We start from the raw sequence: 18,155 nt of genomic DNA on the forward strand, positions 1-18,155 counted from the left end.
GCCGTCCCTCCTTGACACCCCGCCCGCGCCGCGGCGATGCGGGGGTCAGAGACCGGCGGGCTTCTCCGGCGTGCGCAGCCAGGCGTCGAAGAAGTCCGCCAGGTCGGAGCCGGAGACGTTCTCGGCCAGGGCCTGGAAGTCGGCGGTCGTCGCGTTCGAGTAGCGGTTCTCGGAGGCCCAGCGCTTCAGCAGCACGCCGAACGCGTCCGCGCCGATCCGGTCGCGGAGGGCGACGAGCGTCAGGCCGCCGCGGGCGTAGACGGGCGCGTCGAAGAGGCCCGCGGCTCCGGGGTCGGCGACGGCGGTCGACCAGAACGGGTCGTCGGCGGGAGCGGCGGCGACCCGGGCGGCGGACTCGGTGACGCTCGCGCCGCCGGTGTGCTCCTCCCAGAGCCACTCGGCGTAGGTCGCGAAGCCCTCGTTCAGCCAGATGTCGGACCAGGTCTCCGGCGTGACGCTGTCGCCGTACCACTGGTGCGCGGTCTCGTGCGCGACGGTCGACTCGTCCGCGCCGCCGGAGTAGAACGAGCGGCCCTGGGTCTCGAGGGCGTAGCCGATCCGCTCGTCGTCGACCACGGCTCCGGCCGAGCGGAACGGGTACGGGCCGAAGACGGAGGAGAAGTAGTCGATGATCGCGCCCTGCTTCGCGAGGGCCGCCTCGGTGCGGGCGCGGGTGTCGCCGGTGATGTCCCGGTCGATCGCGTCGATGGTCGTCACGCCGCCCTGGGTGGAGCGGACCAGGTCGTAGTCGCCGATGTTCACCATGGCGAGGTAGCTCGCCATCGGGCTGGTCTCGACCCAGCGGGAGGTCGTCCACCCCTTCGACGTGGTGGGGGAGCCGACCGGCAGGCCGTTCGCGACCACCGTCCGGCCCTCCGGGACCGTGATGCTGAAGGTGTAGCGCGCCTTGTCGGCGGGCGAGTCGTTGACGGGGTACCAGGTCGAGGCGCCGTCCGGCTCGCTGGCGACCAGGGCGCCGTCGTCCGTCGACCACCAGCCGAAGGGGGCCCCGGTGCCGTCGACGGGGTTCCCGGTGGTCCCGGCGTAGTCGATGCTCACCAGTGCGGGCAGGCCCTTCCGGAGGGTCCGCGCGGGCGTGACGGTCAGCTCGTCCCCCGATTGCGAGAACCGGGCGCCCCCGGCGTTGACGGTGACCTTCGAGACGGTGAGCCCGGTCAGGTCGAAGGAGAGCGAGCGCAGGTCCTTCTGGGGCGCGAGGGTGACCACGGCCCTGCCGCCGAGGGCCCGGGTCGCCGGATCGTACTTCAGGACGAGGCTGTAGGTGAGGGCGTCGAAGCCGCTGCTGCCGAGGCCGGGGAAGTAGGGATCGCCGGCGCTGGTGCCCCCGTCGACGGCGCCCGCGCGGGCGGCGGGGGAGGCGATGGCGGCGGGTGCGAGGAGGAGGGAGGAGGCCACAAGCGCGCTGAGCGCGGCTGACGCACGGAATGTCATGTCCGCACGCTAGCGGGCGGGCGTTTCGTGCGCGTGTCGGCACCGTGCCGAGGAGAAGCCCCGTCGATCGACGGACGGGCGACCACGCTCCTGCCGGGGCGAGTCAGCTGCGGAATCCGTCGCGGTCACGGAGCATCGCACGGTGGAATTACCCATTCGAGCCGCCGGAGCCCCGCGGATCGTTGCGGCGGCGACGGATTCCGCACTACAGTCGCCGTGTTCATGCAGGTGCATGGGGTGCGGTACCCGAAGCCGCACTGCACCGCCCTGCTCGGAGCAGACGCCTCCGCCGGGAGGGATGACGATCCTCTCTCCCGGCGGGAGGCGGACCGGGCGGATCCGCCCGGCCGCCGCCGGCGCTACGCCGGGACGCGCACCGTCAGCCCGCCGGGCTCGATCCAGGTGCGGAACGCCGAGGTCGAGCCGAACGGGTCGCCGTCGAGCTCGATCTCCTGCGCGTGCTCGAGGCGGACCGTGAGGTCGCGGCCCTTCACGTACCGCAGGGCCGACACCTCCTTGGTCAGGCCCATCAGCTTCTTGCCGACGACGCCGCTGCGGCGGAGCACGCCGTTCTCCCACACCACCTTGAAGATGATCTGCACCCAGCCGAAGAAGCCCTCGGGGCGCAGCAGGACGATGTCGAACTCGCCGTCGTCGACGGCCGCGTCCGGCAGCAGGAGGATGTTCGCCGGCAGGGCGCCGCAGTTGCCCACGATGATCGTGTGCGCGCGCACCTTGCGGGTCCTCGAGCCGTCGAGGCGGTAGCGGAACTCGAGCTGGTTCTTGTCGAGCAGGGCCTTCCGCAGCGCGTCCACGTAGGCGAGCCAGCCGGCCCGCTTCTTGAGGTCGTCGTCGGTGTTGGCGAGCATCTTCGCGTCGATCCCGAGGCCCGCCATCACGACGTAGGCGTGGCGGTCGCGGCCCGTGGAGGTCTCGATGTCGATCATCCCGAGGTCGATCGCCCGGTCCTGTCCGGAGAACGCGACGGTCAGGGAGTTGTCGATGTCGTCGAGCGTGAGGTTCAGGTTGCGGGCGAGCAGGTTGCCGGTGCCGGAGGGCAGCAGCGCGAGCGAGGCGTCGGAGCCGCGGAGGGCCTCCGCCACGACGCGGACCGTCCCGTCGCCGCCGGCCGCGATCACGACGTCGGCGCCCGCGGCGAGGGCCTCCTTCGTCTGACCGGCTCCGGGGTCCTCGACGGAGGTCTCGTACCAGAGCGTCTCCTCCCAGCCGGCGGCCTCCTCGGCGCGCTTCACCGCGGCCTTCACGGACTCCAGGTCGACCTTGACGGGGTTGTAGACGAGGGCGGCGCGGCGGCGCTCAGGCATCGTCGCGGCTCTCGTCGAGCTCGTCGCCGTTCTCGTCGACACGGCCCGGTCGCACGGCGGCGTCCTCGCGGATGTCGATGCGGGTGTCGCCGGCCTCGGTGGTGGAGACCTCGATGCGCGGGGCCGCGTCGGCCTCCGTCGCCTTCGGGGCGCTCGTCAGCTGGTCGTGGCGGTCGTCCGCGCTCTGGTCGGTCATGCCTGGACGGTAGCAGCGGGCGATCCGCGCCCGCGCGGGCTTGCGTCAGCGGCTGCGTGCCGCCTGAAGACCCCAGAGCACGAGCGGGATCTGGAGCGGGAGGCGCAGCAGCGTGATCACCCGGGTCCGCGGCCGACGGGCGTCCCGCGCCATCTGCACGTTGCCGGGGAGGACGGCGGCCATCAGGGTGGCGGAGGCGAGACCGCCGACCGCGCGGGTCCGCGGGTGCAGCGTCGCGGCCGCGCAGACCAGCTCCGCCGCTCCCGAGACGAGGACCCATCCGCGCGCCGAGCCGGGCATCCCTCGCGGGACCACCGCGTCGAAGGTCCGCGGGTGCACCAGGTGCACGACTCCCGAGACCGCCATCGCCGACACGAGCACGAGCGGGCCCGCGCCCAGGCCGCTCATCGGCCCTCCGCCCCGCGCTCGAGCGGAGCGACGTGGTCGAGGATCCGGCGCCACTCACGCACCAGCGCCAGCCGGCCGGCTCCGTCGACCGTCACGGTGCGGGCCCGGGCGAGGCGGCCGCGGTACCAGCGGCCGTCCTCGGCGCTCGCCACCGGGTCCGCGTCGCCGTGGACCAGGAGCGTCTCGGCGGTCACCCGGTCGAGGTCGTCGGCCCAGGAGCCGTCGCGGAGCGCCGCGAGATCGGTCGCGGCGCCGCTCGGGCCCTGCCGCCAGCCCTCGGCGAGCATCCGCTCCAGCCGGTTGCGCAGTCCGCCGTGGGTGGCGAGCACCGGGTCGTCGGAGTCGATCCCGAGCGCGTCCAGGCCCGGCTGCGTCTGCGGGAGGGCGGCGGCGATCGCGTCGGCGTCCTCCCCGCGGAGGGTCTCGCGCCGCTCCCACGCGCTGGTGGGGTGCACGATCACGCCGGCCTGCGGGGGCGCGGGGGTGCCGACCAGCGCGAGGCGGTCCACGAGGTCGGGGTGCCGGGCCGCGAGCGAGAGCGCGAACGCGCCGCCGGAGCCCCAGCCGACCACGCCGACGCTGCCGAAGCGGGCGCCCTCGACCATGCGGGCGGTGCGCTCGGAGCGGCGCAGGTACTCGGCGAGGTCGTCCGCGCGGTCCTCGACGCGGCCGTGAGCGGCGTCGACCGGGTCCGAGGCGCCGTAGCCGGGGCGGTCGAGGATCAGCAGGTGCAGACCCCACGGACCGGTGACGGTCGGGTCGGGGTCGAAGCCGCCCGCTCCGGGAGTGGGGTGGCAGAACACCACCAGCCGGTCGGCGACGGGATCGCCCGCCGCCGAGACGCCCATCCCGCGGCCGGACCGCAGCTCGAAACGGTGGTTCGCCATGTCGCCTCCCGGGTGCGCCGAGGGTCGGCGCGTCGCCCCCAGTCAAGCGGAGACGGCGGCCCGCGCGCTGGGCCTTGTGCCGGAGCGGGAGCAGTCGGACGCGTCCGGAGCGGGCGTGCTCGCGGTCGCCTTCGTCGCCGAGCGCGGCGACCTCCCGCCCCTCGTCGTCGAGTCGATGGACGGGCTCCTCGCGCTCGTCTCGGGACTGCGCCGGTAACCCCTGCCCCCCGCGGAGGTCGACCCCCGTGGCAGGCGGCCGGCCGCCGCCCAGCGTGCTGGGAGCGGGTCGGCACCGGCTCCGTTCCGTGCTGCCGCGGATGATCGAGCAGGGGCGGGGCAGCGTGATCAACACCTCCTCCGTCGCCGGGCTCGACGGCGCCCCGGGCCTCAGCCCCTCCGTCGCCTCGAAGCGCGGGGTCGCCGGGCTCACCAGGAGCGCGGCCCTCGAGGTCGCGGGCACCGGCGTCCGCGTCGACTCGGTCCACCCGTCGCCCGTGAACACCCGGATGATGCGCTCGATCGAGGCGGGAGCCGTCGACGCCGGCGCACCGTCCGTTCACCCGATGTCCACGTGACGCCGCGGAGGAGGGGAGCGAGGATGGGGGCGTGTCCCGTCGCCTCCTCCTCCCCGTCGCCGGCGTCCTCGCCGCGGCCCTCGCCGCCGGCGGGCTGACGCTCCTCGTCTGGACGATCGACGAGACGCCGTTCGCACGGCCCGACGCCGGCTTCGACCGTCTGACGAGCGAGGTCGCCGCGGTGCCCGGAGTCTCCCTCGATGGCGCCGAGCGCTGGGTCGAGGCGCCGGCGTTCGGCCCGCCGACCTCCTGGGTCGGGGTCGCGGTCGAGGAGCCGGCGCTCGCCGACGCCCTCGCGACGGCCTGTGCGACCGAGTACGCGGATCCGGTGCTGTGGTCGTTCCGGGCGACGTCCGCAGGCGGGAACACCCTCTCCTTCGCGGGCGCGGAGGAGCCGACCGCCGCGTGCCCCGCTCCCGCTGTCGACGCGTCGGCCCTGCTCGAGCGGATCGACGGGCTCGGCCGCGACCTGGAGCTGCACGCGTCGCTCCGCGAGGGGTCCTTCGCCCTCGACTCCTTCGAGGACGTCTCCGGCGGGTTGCCCGCGCTGCTCCCGATCGTCCGGGCGGCGGAGGACCTGCGGGACGCTGCGGGCGCGGAGCGGGGCGCCCCGGTCGAGATCTCCGGTCCCTGGGCCGCGATCACCGTCGGTCCCGGCGAGCAGGAGCGGACCGCCGCGCTGCTCACGACCCTCGTCGAGGAGCACGGCGTCACCGCCTACTGGGCGACCGAGGACGGCCTGCGGATCGTCGCGCCCGACGGCGGGCACGCCGCGATCGAGGCCGCCGTGCGCGACTCCGGGCTGCCGGTGGCCGACCGGTCCCTGCGCTTCGAGGCCGACGAGTCCTGACGCCGGGCGGCCGTGAACGGGTGCGGCCTGGCTCAGACCTCGGTGGCGGGTGCTCGACGGGCTCCCCGGCTCACGACGGGAGGCACCTCCAAGACGGGGACTGCACGCTTCATGAACCGGTCGAAGTCCGGAACAGTGAACGCGGCGTACCCGTGCTCGGGAGTGAACAGGAGCCCCATCCCGATCAGCTCCGCGCGGACCGATCCGAGCTGAGTGGACGCGCGCTCCAGAAGCGCCGCGACGTCGCCCGCTTTCTGGGGCTCTGGTCCGAGCTCCGCCATGGCTCGCATGTACGCGGTCTGAAGTGGACTCGCCCGATCGAGTCGCACGCGGAAGAGGGAGCTGTCCAGCTTCGCCTCGTAGGCCTCCCTCGCCAGTTCGACGTCCTCCCGGTGGATGCGATCGTTCTCAGCCACCGTCCAGACCTGGTAGCCCAGTTCCTGGATGAAAGAGGGGTATCCGGTCGTGATCTCGACTACGAGTTCAACAGCGTCGTCGTCGTAGACCGCGCCCTCGGCCGCTGCCGGCTCTCGGAGAGCCGCTACCGCTTCGTCGTGATCGAGCGAGTCGATCCGCGGAAAGGTGAAGAGCCGCTCGGCGTACGATCTCGCATCGCCCACCAGCTCGGCGATCTGCGGAAGACCGGCACCGACGAATGTGACGGGGAGGCTCCGCTGCACGGTCTTGTGGATGGCTTGGATGAGCGCTTCGAGCTGCGGTGAGTCGAGGTACTGGACCTCGTCGATGAGCAGGACGATCCCCTCGCCCTGTTCGGCCGCCGCTTCACCCACAGCGACGAGGACGTCCGTCAGGTCCAGTCCGAGATCCCGATGATCGGCCACTCCTTCTGCCGGCGGTACATCCCATCCGATGGACCACTCGCCGTCCGCTCCGACAGACACCGCGAAGGCGCTCAAGACCGCGGCGGCGTGCCTCCCGCGGTCGGTCCATCTCGCGCGGGGGGACAGGCGGAGGAGTGCCGCCTTGAGCTGGGATGCCAGCACCTGGCGGAACCGGCCCTCGTCGTGCTTGACCGCCTCGAACTCGATCACTTCCCCGTTCTCCTCCTGGGCGATCGTCCGGAAGCCGTTGAGAAGGACCGTCTTTCCGACGCCCCGCAGCCCCGTGATGATCATCGACTGGTTCGTGCGGCCCCGTCGCAGGCGCGTCAGCAGGGTGCGGAACGCCTGGGTCTGCTCGTCTCTGCCGATGAGGATCCCCGGTCGCGCTCCCGCATTCGGCGTGTAGGGATTGTCGACGGCATCCATACGGGCCGGTTCAGGAGTCTTACTGTGCTTTATCCAGATCGAGTGAAGCGCAGTAAAGCCATCGAACGGCGCCCGTCACGCGCGCCAGGCCGCCAGCTCCTCCGCAGCCGCCAGGACGCGGTGGGTCGGCGAGAGGTCGAGGACGCGCGCGCCTGAGCGCCTGCGAGGCCCGGATCCCGCCTCCTGGACCCGCGACCCAGGGAACGCTGGCAGGATGTACGGGACGGTCGGTGCGCGAGAGCGCGCCGCACGGACGGCACCGCCCGCTGAGAGCGGCCCCGCCCGGCCCCGTCCCGCACACCTCCACCCGCTCCCGACAGCGCTCACAGCGCCGGAGCGACACATCACCGCGGCCCGACCGGGCGCGCGGTCGGACCCTGCGCCGCGCGCCCGCGTCCAGCCACTCCCTCCCGGAAGAACCGCATGAGAAACGCCAGAACCGCCAAGCCCGCCCGCCACCACCTCGAGCTCCCCAAGCCCAAGCCCCTCGAGAAGGGCGCCATGCGGATCACCCCGCTCGGCGGCCTCGGCGAGATCGGCCGCAACATGACCGTCTTCGAGCACAAGGGCAAGCTGCTCATCGTCGACTGCGGCGTCCTCTTCCCCGAGGAGAACCAGCCCGGCATCGACGTGATCCTCCCCGACTTCGCCGCGATCCGCTCGCGCCTGAAGGACATCGAGGCCATCGTCCTCACCCACGGCCACGAGGACCACATCGGCGGCGTGCCGTACCTCCTCAAGGAGCGCGGCGACATCCCGATCATCGCCTCGACCTTCACCCTCGCGCTGATCAGCGCGAAGCTGCAGGAGCACCGCATCACGCCGCGCACGCGCCCGGTGAAGGAGGGCGACCGGATCGACGCCGGCGTCTTCGACCTCGAGTTCCTCGCCGTGAACCACTCCATCCCGGACGGGCTCGCCGTCGCGATCCGCACCGAGGCCGGCCTCGTGCTGCACACGGGCGACTTCAAGATGGACCAGTTCCCGCTCGACGGGCGCACCACCGACCTCCCCGGCTTCGCGCGCCTCGGCGACGAGGGAGTCGACCTGTTCCTGGTCGACTCCACGAACGCCGACGTCCCCGGCTTCGCGATCTCGGAGGGCGACCTCGCCCCCGCGATCGACCAGGTGTTCCGCACCGCGCCGCGCCGCATCGTCGTGTCCAGCTTCGCGAGCCACGTGCACCGCATCCAGCAGGTCCTCGACGCCGCGCAGCGCCACGGCCGCAAGGTCGCCTTCGTCGGCCGCTCGATGGTCCGCAACATGGGCATCGCCGCCGACCTGGGCTACCTCAAGATCCCGGCCGGCCTCGTCGTCGATATGAAGGTGCTCGAGAAGCTCCCCGCGACCGAGATCGTGATGATCTGCACCGGTTCGCAGGGCGAGCCGATGGCGGCGCTCTCGCGCATGGCCAACAAGGACCACATCATCGACATCGGCCCCGGCGACACCGTGCTGCTGGCCAGCTCGCTGATCCCCGGCAACGAGAACGCGATCTACCGGATCATCAACGCCTTCACCCGCTGGGGCGCCACCGTCGTGCACAAGGGCAACGCCAAGGTGCACGTCTCGGGTCACGCCAGCGCGGGCGAGCTCGCCTACTGCTACAACATCCTCCGCCCCACCGCGGTGCTCCCCGTGCACGGCGAGTGGCGCCACCTCACCGCGAACGCGGCGATCGCGACCCGCACCGGGATCGACGAGAAGGACGTCTTCGTCATCGAGGACGGCGTCTCGATCGACCTGGTGAAGGGCCGCTCGCGCATCAGCGGGCGCATCCCGGCCGACCAGATCCTGGTCGACGGCACCACGATGGGCGTCGCCACCGAGGACGCGATGAACGACCGCATCGTCCTCGCCGAGGAGGGGGCCATCACGGTCCTCGCCATCGCCGACCTCGACCGCGGCACGCTCGGCGAGCCGGTCGAGTTCTTCACCCGCGGCTTCGTCGAGGAGCCGGGCTGGAAGGCCAACGCGAGCAAGGCGATCGACGACGCCGTCCTGCAGGCCGCGGGCAAGCCGGTCGAGCTCGAGGCCATGGAGGCGCTGATCACGCGCACCCTCGGCCGCTGGCTGACCCGCCGCCACCGCCGGAACCCGGTCATCACCACCATCGTCGTCGAGGAGTAGGCGCATTCCACGCCGGCCTCCGCCTCCGCTACCCCCTGCCCCGCGAGGCGCGGGCGGAGCAGAGTGGGAGGGTCGGCAGGTCGCCGACGCGAAGGGAGAGCGCCATGAGCACCGACCGCACCACGGGTGAGGACACCGAGAAGACCGAGGACCTCCCCGACGGCACCGGGACGGACACCTCCTCCGGTGGCGGCGACACCGACACCGTCTCCGGCGGCGAGCCGGACGAGCCCGCCGAGTAGGGCCGTGAACGACGAAGGGCGGGACCGCGAGGTCCCGCCCTTCGTCGTTCCGCCGATCAGATCAGCGGGCCGTCGCTCTCGCTCGAGCGGCGGGTGACCTGCTCGCCGCTGGCCGGGTCGACGGCCGAGCGCGTGGTCGAGACGGCCTGGCGGCGGCGCGTCAGCAGGACCAGCCCGAGGATCAGGCCGACCGCTCCGGCCGCCATGAGGATGTAGCCGACCAGCTTCAGGTCGATCCCGGACACCTGCACGTCCACCGCGAAGGCGAGGACCGCGCCGACGACGAGGAGGAAGATCCCTGCTCCGATGCTCATTGCGTGCTCCTTCTGACTGCCGCCGGAGCGCGCGCGGGAAGCGCGCAGGGGCACCGGCGATCGCCCCACGGTAGACCCCGGGTCCGGCGGCCCCCAGGCCTTCCGGCGGGAGCCTCCGGGGGTGTAGGGCGGTGCCGGGTCAGCGGTCGGAGACGCGGAGCATCACGCGGGTGCGGTCGGCGCGGGTGACCAGGCCCTCGATCAGGAGGAACACGCGGTACTCGAGCCGGTACTTCGCCAGGAACACGCGGCCCAGGCGCCCCACCTCGCCGGGGTCGGCGTCGATCTCCGCGGCGGCCTCGACCGGCACCGCGTAGTCGGAGACGCGGCCGCGGCGGTCGCAGGGGACGAGGGTCACCCGCGCGTCGTTGCGGAGGCGCTTCACCTTGCCGCTGCGGCGGGGAGTGGTGACGATCAGCTCGTCGCCGTCGCGGGCGATCCAGACCGGGGTCGAGACGGCGTCCCCGGACTTCCGGAACGTGGTGAGCGAGACGAAGCGCTCGTCGGCGAGAGCGGAGAGGTCCTGGGAGAGGGGCATGTCCGAAGTAGAGCGGCCGGGAGCGGTCACCGCAAGCCTCCGTGGCACCTCGATCCGCCCCCGTAGGGTGGAGTGATGACCGACGCGACGCCTCTGATCGGCCCGACCGAGGCGCCTGATCTGCACGTGATGACCTACAACATCCGCCGCCGCATGCCGCGCCTCACCTCCCGCGCCGTCGACCAGTGGGACCGGCGCCGCCCGCTCGTCCAGCGGGTGCTGGAGCAGGAGCGCCCCTCGATCCTCGCCGTGCAGGAGGCGCTGCCGGACCAGTCGGCCGCCGTGCACGAGGCGCTGGGCTCCTCCTTCGAGGCGATGGGCTTCGGCCGGGACGCGGACCGCGGCGGCGAGCGCGTGATGCTCTTCGTCGACCGCAGCCGCTACGCCGTCCGGCACTGGACCCAGATCGCCCTCTCGGACACCCCGGACGTCGCCGGCTCGCGCAGCTGGGGCAACCGCATCCCGCGCACCGCCGTGATCGCGGAGCTGACCGATCACGCGACCAGCCGCGAGCTCACCGTGATCTCGACCCACTTCGACCACATCTCGCGGCGCTCGCGCCAGCGCTCCGCCGAGCTGATCGCTCGCCGCGTCCTCGAGCTCGGACGCCCCGCGATCGTGATGGGCGACACCAACACCGACGTCGACACCGTCCCCTACCGGACGATCCTCGAGGAGGGCCGCCTCGCGGACGCGTGGGAGACGGCGGAGAAGCACCTCACCCACTCGTGGAGCACCTTCTCGAACTACCGCGCGCCGGCGCCGGGCAAGCGGATCGACTGGCTGCTCGTCAGCGAGGGCGCGTTCGAGGTGGTCTCCGCCGGGATCAACGCCGTCCGCTACGGGGGAGCGGCGCCCTCCGACCACGAGCCGGTCCAGGCCGTGCTGCGCTTCACGAGCCCGTGAGCGGCTCCGCCCTCGTCGAGACCTTCCTCGAGCCCCCGCGCACCCGCGGGGAGTGGACGGCCGACGGCATCCGCGCGATCGGGGCGGCGAGCATCGTGGCGGCCGCGATCGGCTGGGACCTGGTCGACGTGGCGGTGCTCGCGCTCGCGGCGATCGGGCTGGTGCTGCCGCGCTTCCTCGGCATCCGTCCGGCGCTCGACGCCCTCTTCGGGCTCGCGCTGCTCGTGGCGTCCTGGAGCAGCGTCCTCGGCCTCTACGAGGCCTGGCCGCAGTGGGACCTGGTCGTGCACTGCGTGCTCAACGGGCTGATCGCCGCGGTGGCCTACATCGTCGCCGCGCGGGCCGGAGTCGTGCCGGCCGTCGCGGGCGATCGCGGGCCGCTGCTCCCGGCGGTCGTGCTCTGCGCCTGCTTCGGGACGACGGCGGGCGTCCTGTGGGAGTGGGGCGAGTGGGCGGGGCACCGCTTCATCGACTCCTCGATCTTCGTCGGATACGAGGACACGCTCGGCGACCTCGCCGCAGGTGCGCTGGGCTCGATCCTCGCCGGCGCGCTGATGCGCTTCTGGTCCGCGAAGTCCCGGGTGGTCGCACCGCGCGCCTCGCGCGGCGTCGGAGGTGCGGCGTAGCCTGTCCCGCATGTGCGGCCGCTTCGCGATGGACTCCGAGACCGATGAGCTGATCCGCGAGTTCGTCGCCGCGGGCGGGCGCGCCGAGGACTGGGCGCCCGACTACAGCGTCGCTCCCACCGACGTCGCGCCGATCGTGCGCGAGCGGCTCCACGACGGCGAGCGGGAGCGCGAGCTGGAGCTCGCGTCCTGGGGCTTCACCCCGTCCTGGTCGAAGGGCAGGGGGCCCTCGCCGATCAACGCGCGCCTCGAGTCGGTCGCGACGAACGGCCTGTTCCGCGGGGCGTTCGCCAAGCAGCGCGCGATCGTGCCGATGCGCGGGTACTACGAGTGGGAGACCCGCGCCGACGGCAAGCAGCCCTGGTTCCTGCAGGGCGAGGAGCCGATCCTCGCCGCGGCCGGCCTCTACACGGCCCGCAAGGAGGGCGACGACTGGCGCGTCTCCTTCACGATCATCACCCGCGAGGCGCGCGACGCCTCCGGCGAGGTGCACGACCGGATGCCCGTGTTCCTCACGCCCGACGTGCGCGACGCCTGGCTCGACCCGGCTCCGCTCGCCTCCGCCGAGGAGATGCTCGCCACCCTCGACCGGGCGTCCGTCGCGATGGCCTCGACCGTCACGGCCCACCCGGTCGACCGCCGCGTGAACAACTCCCGCACGGTCGACCGCCGCGACCCGGGCCTGCTGACGCCGATCGCCTGACGCCGTTCGCTCGGTAGGCGCGGGACGCTCCGCGCGGTCTGCGGAACCTCGGGGCGAGGGCGGACGACCGGTGGTGGGTGGACCGGAGAGCACGGGAGGGGCGGAGCCGCGGCCCCGCCCCTCCCGGGCGTCCTACTTCGTGCCGGCGTGACCCGGGAACGGCTTGCCGTTCAGCGAGACCTCGTCGGGGTCGACCTCGACGTCGCCCACGTCGTCCGGGCCGCCCGTGCCGGGCACGGCCTTCACCTCGGCCGAGCCGGAGACCTCGGTGCGGCTCTCCGCCGGGTCCGAGTCCTGCTTGGCCTCGGTCTCGCGCTCGCTGCCGGGCGACTCCGAGATGTCCTTCTCGATGGTCTCGCTCTCGGAGGAGGTGGCGGGCGCCGCCCCGTCCGGCTTGCCGATGGTCGAGCCCTGGTCGTCCTGCTCCGTGCGGTCCTGGTCCATGTCGTCGCCTTTCGTCGGGACCTCCGACGCTACGTCGGGGCGCGCGCGGGGGCACCCGCTTGACAGCCCGGCCGGGGGAGGGCGGCGTGCAGGGTCGACGTACTACCCTGGGTCGACGGTCGCACCGGGGGGCGCGGCACACCCGCCGCCGACCGCGAGGAGGACCCGTGGCATCCCACCGGACAGGCGACACCCGCATCGTCGGGACGACGGTCGACGGCCGGTACACGATCGAGGAGCTCATCGGCCGCGGCGGCATGGCCACGGTCTACCGGGCGCGAGACGGCGTCCTCGGCCGCTCCGTCGCGCTGAAGATGTTCGCCCCCGGCATCGACGACGCGCAGGACCTGCAGCGCAAGGCGTCCGAGATCCGGCTGCTCGCGGCCCTCAACCACCCCGCCCTCGTCACCCTCTACGATGCGCACGACGGCGGCGACGACACCAACGGCCAGGCCTACATGGTGATGGAGCTCGCCGAGGGCCCGAGCCTGTCCGAGCGGCTCGCCGAGGGCCCGGTCGCGCCGAACGACGTCGCCTCGATGGCGGGCGACCTCGGCGAGGCCCTGCACACGGTCCACGCGGCCGGAGTCGTGCACCGCGACGTGAAGCCGTCGAACGTGCTGCTCGTCCCGAGCCCGCTGACCAGCCGCGAGTTCCGCCCGAAGCTGGCCGACTTCGGCATCGCCTCCCTCATCGACGCGACGCGGATCACCGCGCCCGGCACCCTCATCGGCACCGCCGCCTACCTCAGCCCCGAGCAGGCGCACGGCGACCCGGTCACCTCGGCGAGCGACATCTACTCCCTCGGCCTGGTGCTCCTGGAGTCGCTGACCGGTCGCCGCCCGTTCACGGGTTCGGCGATCGAGGTCACGCTCGCCCGCCTGCTCCGCGACCCCGAGGTCTCGGAGTCGCTCGGCAGCGGCTGGACCTCGCTCCTGACCGCGATGACGCGGCGCGAGCCCGGCGAGCGTCCCGCCGCGCTGCAGGTGGCGGAGTCGGCGCGCCGGCTGATCGATCCGCGGCGCGACTCCCCGCCGGCGGCCATCGTCGTGCCCGACGTCCCCGCCACCCAGGTGATGTCGACGGAGCCGCTCGCCGAGACCGAGCCGATCACGCGGGCGGAGGCGCTCGATCCGACCCGCCGGCTCGCGGCCGACGCCAACCCGGCCACGGAGGCGATCGCTCCGACGCAGCGCTTCACCGCGACCGAGCGGATCGCTCCGGCACCGCAGACCGCTCCGGCGCCGCTCCGCCCCGCGGCCGCTCCTCCGCAGCGCCGCGGCCCGAGCCCGTGGCTGATCGTGCTGGTGCTCGCGCTGGTCGCGGTCGCCGTCGGGCTCGCGATCATCCTGATCGACGGTCCCCAGTCGCCTCTGCCGCAGGTGGACGGCGAGCTGGGCGACCACCTCCGTCAGCTGCGCGAGAGCATCCGCTCGTGAGGGGCCTCCGACTGCGCGCCGCCGGCGCCGTGCTCGCCTCGGTCCTGCTGCTGAGCGGATGCTCCTCCGCGCCGCAGGGCATCGACGAGGGCACCGCCCAGACCCTCGACGACGCGGTGGTGGCCGTCGCCGAGAAGGCATCGGCCGACGACTACCAGGGCGCTCTCACCGAGCTCGCCTCGCTGCAGTCGGCGCTCGACGCCGCGCTCGCCGAGGGCTCGGTCAGCTCCGACCGCGCAGCGACGGTGCAGGCGCAGGTCGACGTCGTCCGCGGCGACCTCGAGGCCCTGATCGCGGGAGCCCCGGAGCCGGCGCCGGCCGAGACGACCGCCCCGGCTCCCGAGGAGACGACCCCGGTCGAGGAGGAGCCGGACGACACGCCGGCCCCCGTCGAGATCGAGGACGACCCCGCCCCCTCGCCCGAGGAGTCGGAGCCGGAGGAGACGCCGACCGAGCCGGAGGAGCCCGCGGAGGAGACCCCGGCCGCTCCCGGCGAGGACGCTCCGGGGAACGGCGGCGACGCTCCGGGGAACAGCGGGGACGCTCCGGGGAACAGCGGCGGCGCACCCGGGAACAGCGGGAACGCTCCCGGCAACGGCAACGGCAACGGCAACGCGGGCGGCAACGGCCCGGGCGCTCGCGGTGCGGCGACCGGCGTCGGCGCCCCCGCGGGCAGCGGTGCCGCGCCCGGGGCCGCGAAGGGCCCCGGCGGCCGCTAGAGCGCTACTCCTGCGTCGAGAGCACGGCGAACGCCGCGTCGAGCTCGACGTCCACGTCCGTGCCGTCCTCGCGGGTGACCTCCACCTCGAAGGCGTGGTCGGCGTCGTCGCTGCGCTCGGCCTCGGTGACGGTCCCGGAGCCGACGGCGCCCAGCGCCGCCTCGCTCGCGCGGGCGAGGTCGTCGCCGGTGAGGTCGTCCGGGTCAACGGCGGCCGCGGTCGGGTCGCCGGCAGGCACGCCGTCGTCGCCGGAGCCGGCCTGGAGGGCGCGGTCGTCGGGGTCGACGGACACGACGGCGAAGGAGTCGTCGAGGCGCACCTCGTACTCGAGGCCGTCGCGGTCGGTCAGGTCCAGCTCGTAGCCGGTGGCGCCGTCGTCGTCGCGCTCGGCCGAGGTGACGGTCCCGCCGCCGATCTCGGCGAGCGCGGCCTCGCTCGCGCGGTCCAGGTCGCTGCCGGTGAGGGAGTCGGATCCCTCGAAGCCGTCGGTCGCCGCGTAGGCGATGCCCGTCCCGGCTCCGATCAGCACGACCGCTCCGGCGATCCCGGCGATGATCTTCGTCTTCTTCTGCACGATGGCTCCGTCCCGGCGCCGCTCGTCGACGCCTCCAGCACTCTCGCGGTCGGGCGCTGAAGCAGGCCTGAAGCGCCCGCTCAGCGGACGAGCGGCACCCGCACCTCGACCCGGGCGCCGCCCAGCGCCGAGTCGCCGACGACGACCCGTCCGCCGTGCGCCCGGGCGATCCCGGCGACGATCGCCAGGCCGAGGCCCGACCCTCCGGCGTCGCGCGCCCGGCCCTCGTCGAGGCGGACGAAGCGCTCGAGCACCCGCTCGCGCTCCGCCGCCGGGATGCCCGGCCCGTCGTCGTCCACCGCGAGCACCGCCTCCGCTCCGTCGATCCGGGTCGAGAGCGCCAGCTGCGAGGAGCGGTGCCGCACCGCGTTGTCGACCAGGTTCCGCAGCGCCCGCGAGAGCAGGGCCTCGTCGGCCACCGCCTGCACGGGCGAGATCCCGCTCGCGTCGACCCGGGCTCCGGAGTCGCGCAGGCGCCGCACCTCGCCGAGGGCGAGGTCGTCGAGGTCCACGGGAGCCGCCGCCACGGCCAGGCGCGCCTCGTCCGCCCGGGCGAGCAGCAGCAGGCCCTCGATCAGCCCGCCGAGCCGCACCGACTCCTCCGCGACCGTCCTCGCCAGCCGGGCGGAGTCGAGCCGGTCCGGGTGCGCGAGCGCCACCTCCGCGGTCTGGCGCAGCGCCGCGACGGGGGAGCGCAGCTCGTGCGAGGCGTCCGAGACGAAGCGCCGCTGCCGCTCCTGCCCGCTCTGCAGCCGATCGAGCATCCGGTTGAGGGTGTGCGCCAGCCGGTCGACCTCGTCGCCGGAGCCGGGAGCGGCGATCCGGCGGTCCAGGGCGGAGGAGGTGACCGCCTCGGCCTCCTCGCGCATCCGCTCCACGGGGCGCAGCGCCCGGCCGACGACGACGGCGCACACCACCGCCACCAGCGCGATCAGCAGCGGGACGGCGACCGCGAGCAGCCCGATCGTCGTGGACACCGCCTCCTCGCGGCCCTCGTCGGGCACGCCGACCACGACGAGGGAGTCGTCGTCGAGCTCGCGGGCGGCGACCACCACCGGCCCCTCGTCGTCCACGTCGACCGTGACCGGGTCGTCGCTCTCGGCCAGCGCGAGCGGAGGGAGGTCCTCCGCGTCCTCGCCCGCGGCGGCGACCCGCCCGTCGACCACGAGCTGGACCAGTCCCTCCGAGCCACGGACGGCCTCCGGGCCGCCCTGCTCGACCAGCGCAGCGACCCGCTCCGCCTCGGCGTCGGCGGCGGAGGCGGCGCTCGAGGCGAGCACGGAGGAGAGGACCAGGACGAAGAGCACGCTCCCGAGGAGCGCGGCGGCGGCCACCACGGCGGTCGCGGCCGCGGTGATGCGGGTCCGCAGGCTCCGGCGGCTCACCCGGCCACCAGCGTGTAGCCCGCCCCGCGCCGGGTGCGGAGGGTGTCGCGGCCGAAGGGCCGGTCGATCTTGTTGCGCAGGGTGCGGACGTAGACCTCGACGATGTTCGGGTCGCCGTCGTAGTCGAAGTCCCAGACGGCTCCGAGGACGTCGCGCTTGGAGACGACCTCGCCCGCCCGTGAGACGAAGTACTCGAGGACGCTGAACTCGCGCGCGGTCAGCGGCACGGCGACTCCGCCCCGCTCGACGGTCCGGGACGCCGGATCCAGCACGAGATCGCCGACGACGCGCACTGTGGGCCGCTCGGCGGCTCCACGGCGGATGAGGGCGCGCAGCCGCGCGACGAGCACCGGGAACGAGAACGGCTTGGTGAGGTAGTCGTCGGCGCCGGTGTCTAGGGCCTCGACCTGGTCGAGGTCGCCGTCCTTCGCGGTGAGCATCAGGATCGGGGTCCAGTCCTCTTCGGCGCGCAGCCGCTCGCAGACGCGGAAGCCGCTGACGTCCGGGAGCATCAGGTCGAGGACGATGGCGGCGTAGTCGGCCTCCTGCGCGTACCAGAGGGCGTCGGTGCCGGTGGTGGCGGTGTCCACGGCGAAGCCCTCGGCCTCCAGGCCCGTCTCGAGGGCACGGAGCAGGTTGATCTCGTCGTCGACGACCAGGATGCGGATGGCGGCCTCCCCGGGCTCGGCGCGCGGGGGTCCGCGCGAGCCCAGGCTAGCCGCGGCCCCGCTGAAGCCCGCCTGAAGCGCCGGCGGACCACCGCGTCCCGCCGAGGCGCCGGCTCCCCGCCGGGACACCGGCGGGAGCGCGGTGTCCCGGCGGGACGCGCGGCGCCCGGGCGCGGGTCACTCGTCGCGGTCGGTGTACTCGCCCTCGCCCTCGGCGGAGGTGCCCGCGGCGCTGGTGTCGACGTAGCTGCCCTTGTCGGCGGTGCTCTGCTCGTTCGCCGAGGTGTCGACGTAGCTGCCCTCGGCCTCGCCGGCGGTGTGCGAGACGCCCTCCGTCGAGGTGTACTCGCCGCCCTCGGTGTCCTCGGTGCTCGTGCCCTCGGCGACGTGACGGCCGTGGCCGGCGGTGTGCTCGTCGTGACCCTCGTGGTGGTCGTGGTGCTCGTGACCCTCGTGGTGCTCGTTGTCGTGGTCGTGGTGGGCCATGGCGGCCTCCTCGCTTCGTC

At 73.8% G+C, this 18,155-nt stretch carries 23 protein-coding genes; 10 read left to right on the forward strand and 13 right to left on the reverse strand.

Annotated elements, in window-relative coordinates; translation table 11 throughout:
- Positions 1–45 precede the first annotated feature (45 nt).
- The 5 genes from C5C55_RS16270 to C5C55_RS04485 all read right to left on the reverse strand — a co-directional run bounded on the left by C5C55_RS16270 (position 46) and on the right by C5C55_RS04485 (position 4,268).
- Positions 46–1,452 (reverse strand): M1 family metallopeptidase, encoded by a 1,407-nt coding sequence (locus tag C5C55_RS16270; RefSeq protein WP_104256475.1) that lies wholly within the window; start codon positions 1,450–1,452, stop codon positions 46–48.
- A 359-nt stretch (positions 1,453–1,811) separates the two neighbouring features.
- Positions 1,812–2,777 carry a diacylglycerol kinase family protein gene (locus C5C55_RS04470; RefSeq protein WP_104233056.1) on the reverse strand — a complete coding sequence of 322 codons (966 nt, stop codon included), beginning with the start codon at positions 2,775–2,777 and terminating at the stop codon, positions 1,812–1,814.
- The gene (locus C5C55_RS04475) at positions 2,770–2,973 is read right to left on the reverse strand and encodes a multidrug transporter (protein WP_104222930.1); all 204 of its coding nucleotides are present in this window, start codon (positions 2,971–2,973) and stop codon (positions 2,770–2,772) included. The genes C5C55_RS04470 and C5C55_RS04475 overlap by 8 nt, the downstream gene beginning before the upstream one ends.
- Before the next feature lie 45 nt (positions 2,974–3,018).
- Positions 3,019–3,381 (reverse strand): hypothetical protein, encoded by a 363-nt coding sequence (locus tag C5C55_RS04480; RefSeq protein WP_181067772.1) that lies wholly within the window; start codon positions 3,379–3,381, stop codon positions 3,019–3,021.
- Positions 3,378–4,268 (reverse strand): alpha/beta fold hydrolase, encoded by an 891-nt coding sequence (locus C5C55_RS04485; RefSeq protein ID WP_104222928.1) that lies wholly within the window; start codon positions 4,266–4,268, stop codon positions 3,378–3,380. Before C5C55_RS04485 ends, C5C55_RS04480 begins: the two co-directional genes overlap by 4 nt.
- Between C5C55_RS04485 and C5C55_RS16275 the strand changes: the two genes are divergently transcribed.
- The 3 genes from C5C55_RS16275 (at position 4,267) to C5C55_RS04495 (ending at position 5,693) form a co-directional block, all read left to right on the forward strand.
- Positions 4,267–4,485, forward strand: a complete 219-nt coding sequence (locus tag C5C55_RS16275) for a hypothetical protein (protein WP_146078495.1) — start codon at positions 4,267–4,269, stop codon at positions 4,483–4,485. The genes C5C55_RS04485 and C5C55_RS16275 overlap by 2 nt on opposite strands.
- 88 nt (positions 4,486–4,573) lie before the next feature.
- Positions 4,574–4,843, forward strand: coding sequence for an SDR family NAD(P)-dependent oxidoreductase (locus C5C55_RS04490; protein WP_258072502.1), 270 nt, complete (start codon positions 4,574–4,576; stop codon positions 4,841–4,843).
- 31 nt (positions 4,844–4,874) lie between these two features.
- On the forward strand, positions 4,875–5,693 hold the full coding sequence (locus C5C55_RS04495; RefSeq protein WP_104233057.1) for a hypothetical protein: 819 nt from the start codon (positions 4,875–4,877) through the stop codon (positions 5,691–5,693).
- Between the two features lie 32 nt (positions 5,694–5,725).
- On the opposite strand, the gene C5C55_RS04500 is transcribed toward C5C55_RS04495, so the two are convergent.
- Entirely contained in the window at positions 5,726–6,961 is a 1,236-nt protein-coding gene (locus C5C55_RS04500; RefSeq protein WP_104233058.1) for an AAA family ATPase, read from the reverse strand.
- Positions 6,962–7,384: 423 nt separating this feature from the next.
- Here C5C55_RS04500 and C5C55_RS04505 point away from each other — a divergent pair, with 423 nt between their 5' ends.
- Positions 7,385–9,091 carry a ribonuclease J gene (locus tag C5C55_RS04505; protein WP_104222925.1) on the forward strand — a complete coding sequence of 569 codons (1,707 nt, stop codon included), beginning with the start codon at positions 7,385–7,387 and terminating at the stop codon, positions 9,089–9,091.
- 104 nt (positions 9,092–9,195) lie between these two features.
- Positions 9,196–9,333, forward strand: coding sequence for a hypothetical protein (locus tag C5C55_RS16485; RefSeq protein WP_159940924.1), 138 nt, complete (start codon positions 9,196–9,198; stop codon positions 9,331–9,333).
- A 56-nt stretch (positions 9,334–9,389) separates the two neighbouring features.
- Here the strand turns inward: C5C55_RS16485 and C5C55_RS04510 are convergent, their stop codons facing one another.
- Positions 9,390–9,647, reverse strand: a complete 258-nt coding sequence (locus tag C5C55_RS04510; RefSeq protein WP_104222924.1) for a DUF6458 family protein — start codon at positions 9,645–9,647, stop codon at positions 9,390–9,392.
- A gap of 139 nt (positions 9,648–9,786) precedes the next feature.
- The gene (locus tag C5C55_RS04515) at positions 9,787–10,185 is read right to left on the reverse strand and encodes a PPOX class F420-dependent oxidoreductase (protein WP_104233059.1); all 399 of its coding nucleotides are present in this window, start codon (positions 10,183–10,185) and stop codon (positions 9,787–9,789) included.
- A gap of 75 nt (positions 10,186–10,260) precedes the next feature.
- Here C5C55_RS04515 and C5C55_RS04520 point away from each other — a divergent pair, with 75 nt between their 5' ends.
- From C5C55_RS04520 to C5C55_RS04530, 3 genes are read left to right on the forward strand one after another with little or no spacing between them, the layout of a single operon-like run.
- The gene (locus C5C55_RS04520; protein ID WP_104233060.1) at positions 10,261–11,091 is read left to right on the forward strand and encodes an endonuclease/exonuclease/phosphatase family protein; all 831 of its coding nucleotides are present in this window, start codon (positions 10,261–10,263) and stop codon (positions 11,089–11,091) included.
- Complete coding sequence (locus C5C55_RS04525) at positions 11,088–11,717, forward strand: hypothetical protein (RefSeq protein WP_104233061.1); 630 nt, start codon at positions 11,088–11,090, stop codon at positions 11,715–11,717. Before C5C55_RS04520 ends, C5C55_RS04525 begins: the two co-directional genes overlap by 4 nt.
- 10 nt (positions 11,718–11,727) lie before the next feature.
- Entirely contained in the window at positions 11,728–12,420 is a 693-nt protein-coding gene (locus tag C5C55_RS04530; RefSeq protein ID WP_104233062.1) for an SOS response-associated peptidase, read from the forward strand.
- Between the two features lie 132 nt (positions 12,421–12,552).
- Here the strand turns inward: C5C55_RS04530 and C5C55_RS04535 are convergent, their stop codons facing one another.
- Positions 12,553–12,864: a hypothetical protein gene (locus tag C5C55_RS04535; RefSeq protein WP_104222919.1), complete on the reverse strand. Its 312-nt coding sequence runs from the start codon at positions 12,862–12,864 to the stop codon at positions 12,553–12,555.
- A gap of 167 nt (positions 12,865–13,031) precedes the next feature.
- Here C5C55_RS04535 and C5C55_RS04540 point away from each other — a divergent pair, with 167 nt between their 5' ends.
- Complete coding sequence (locus C5C55_RS04540) at positions 13,032–14,303, forward strand: serine/threonine-protein kinase (protein WP_104233063.1); 1,272 nt, start codon at positions 13,032–13,034, stop codon at positions 14,301–14,303.
- Positions 14,300–15,022 (forward strand): hypothetical protein, encoded by a 723-nt coding sequence (locus C5C55_RS04545; RefSeq protein WP_104233064.1) that lies wholly within the window; start codon positions 14,300–14,302, stop codon positions 15,020–15,022. The genes C5C55_RS04540 and C5C55_RS04545 overlap by 4 nt, the downstream gene beginning before the upstream one ends.
- Positions 15,023–15,026: 4 nt before the next feature.
- On the opposite strand, the gene C5C55_RS04550 is transcribed toward C5C55_RS04545, so the two are convergent.
- The 4 genes from C5C55_RS04550 to C5C55_RS16490 form a co-directional block, all read right to left on the reverse strand.
- Positions 15,027–15,596 (reverse strand): PepSY domain-containing protein, encoded by a 570-nt coding sequence (locus C5C55_RS04550; protein WP_104233065.1) that lies wholly within the window; start codon positions 15,594–15,596, stop codon positions 15,027–15,029.
- An 80-nt stretch (positions 15,597–15,676) separates the two neighbouring features.
- On the reverse strand, positions 15,677–16,981 hold the full coding sequence (locus C5C55_RS04555) for an ATP-binding protein (protein ID WP_258065387.1): 1,305 nt from the start codon (positions 16,979–16,981) through the stop codon (positions 15,677–15,679).
- Positions 16,978–17,649, reverse strand: a complete 672-nt coding sequence (locus C5C55_RS04560) for a response regulator transcription factor (protein WP_104233165.1) — start codon at positions 17,647–17,649, stop codon at positions 16,978–16,980. The genes C5C55_RS04555 and C5C55_RS04560 overlap by 4 nt, the downstream gene beginning before the upstream one ends.
- A 177-nt stretch (positions 17,650–17,826) precedes the next feature.
- Entirely contained in the window at positions 17,827–18,135 is a 309-nt protein-coding gene (locus C5C55_RS16490; protein ID WP_181067773.1) for a hypothetical protein, read from the reverse strand.
- Positions 18,136–18,155 lie beyond the last annotated feature (20 nt).

Origin of the sequence: Rathayibacter sp. AY1C2, from assembly GCF_002931195.1 — a bacterium.
Lineage (GTDB): Bacteria > Actinomycetota > Actinomycetes > Actinomycetales > Microbacteriaceae > Rathayibacter.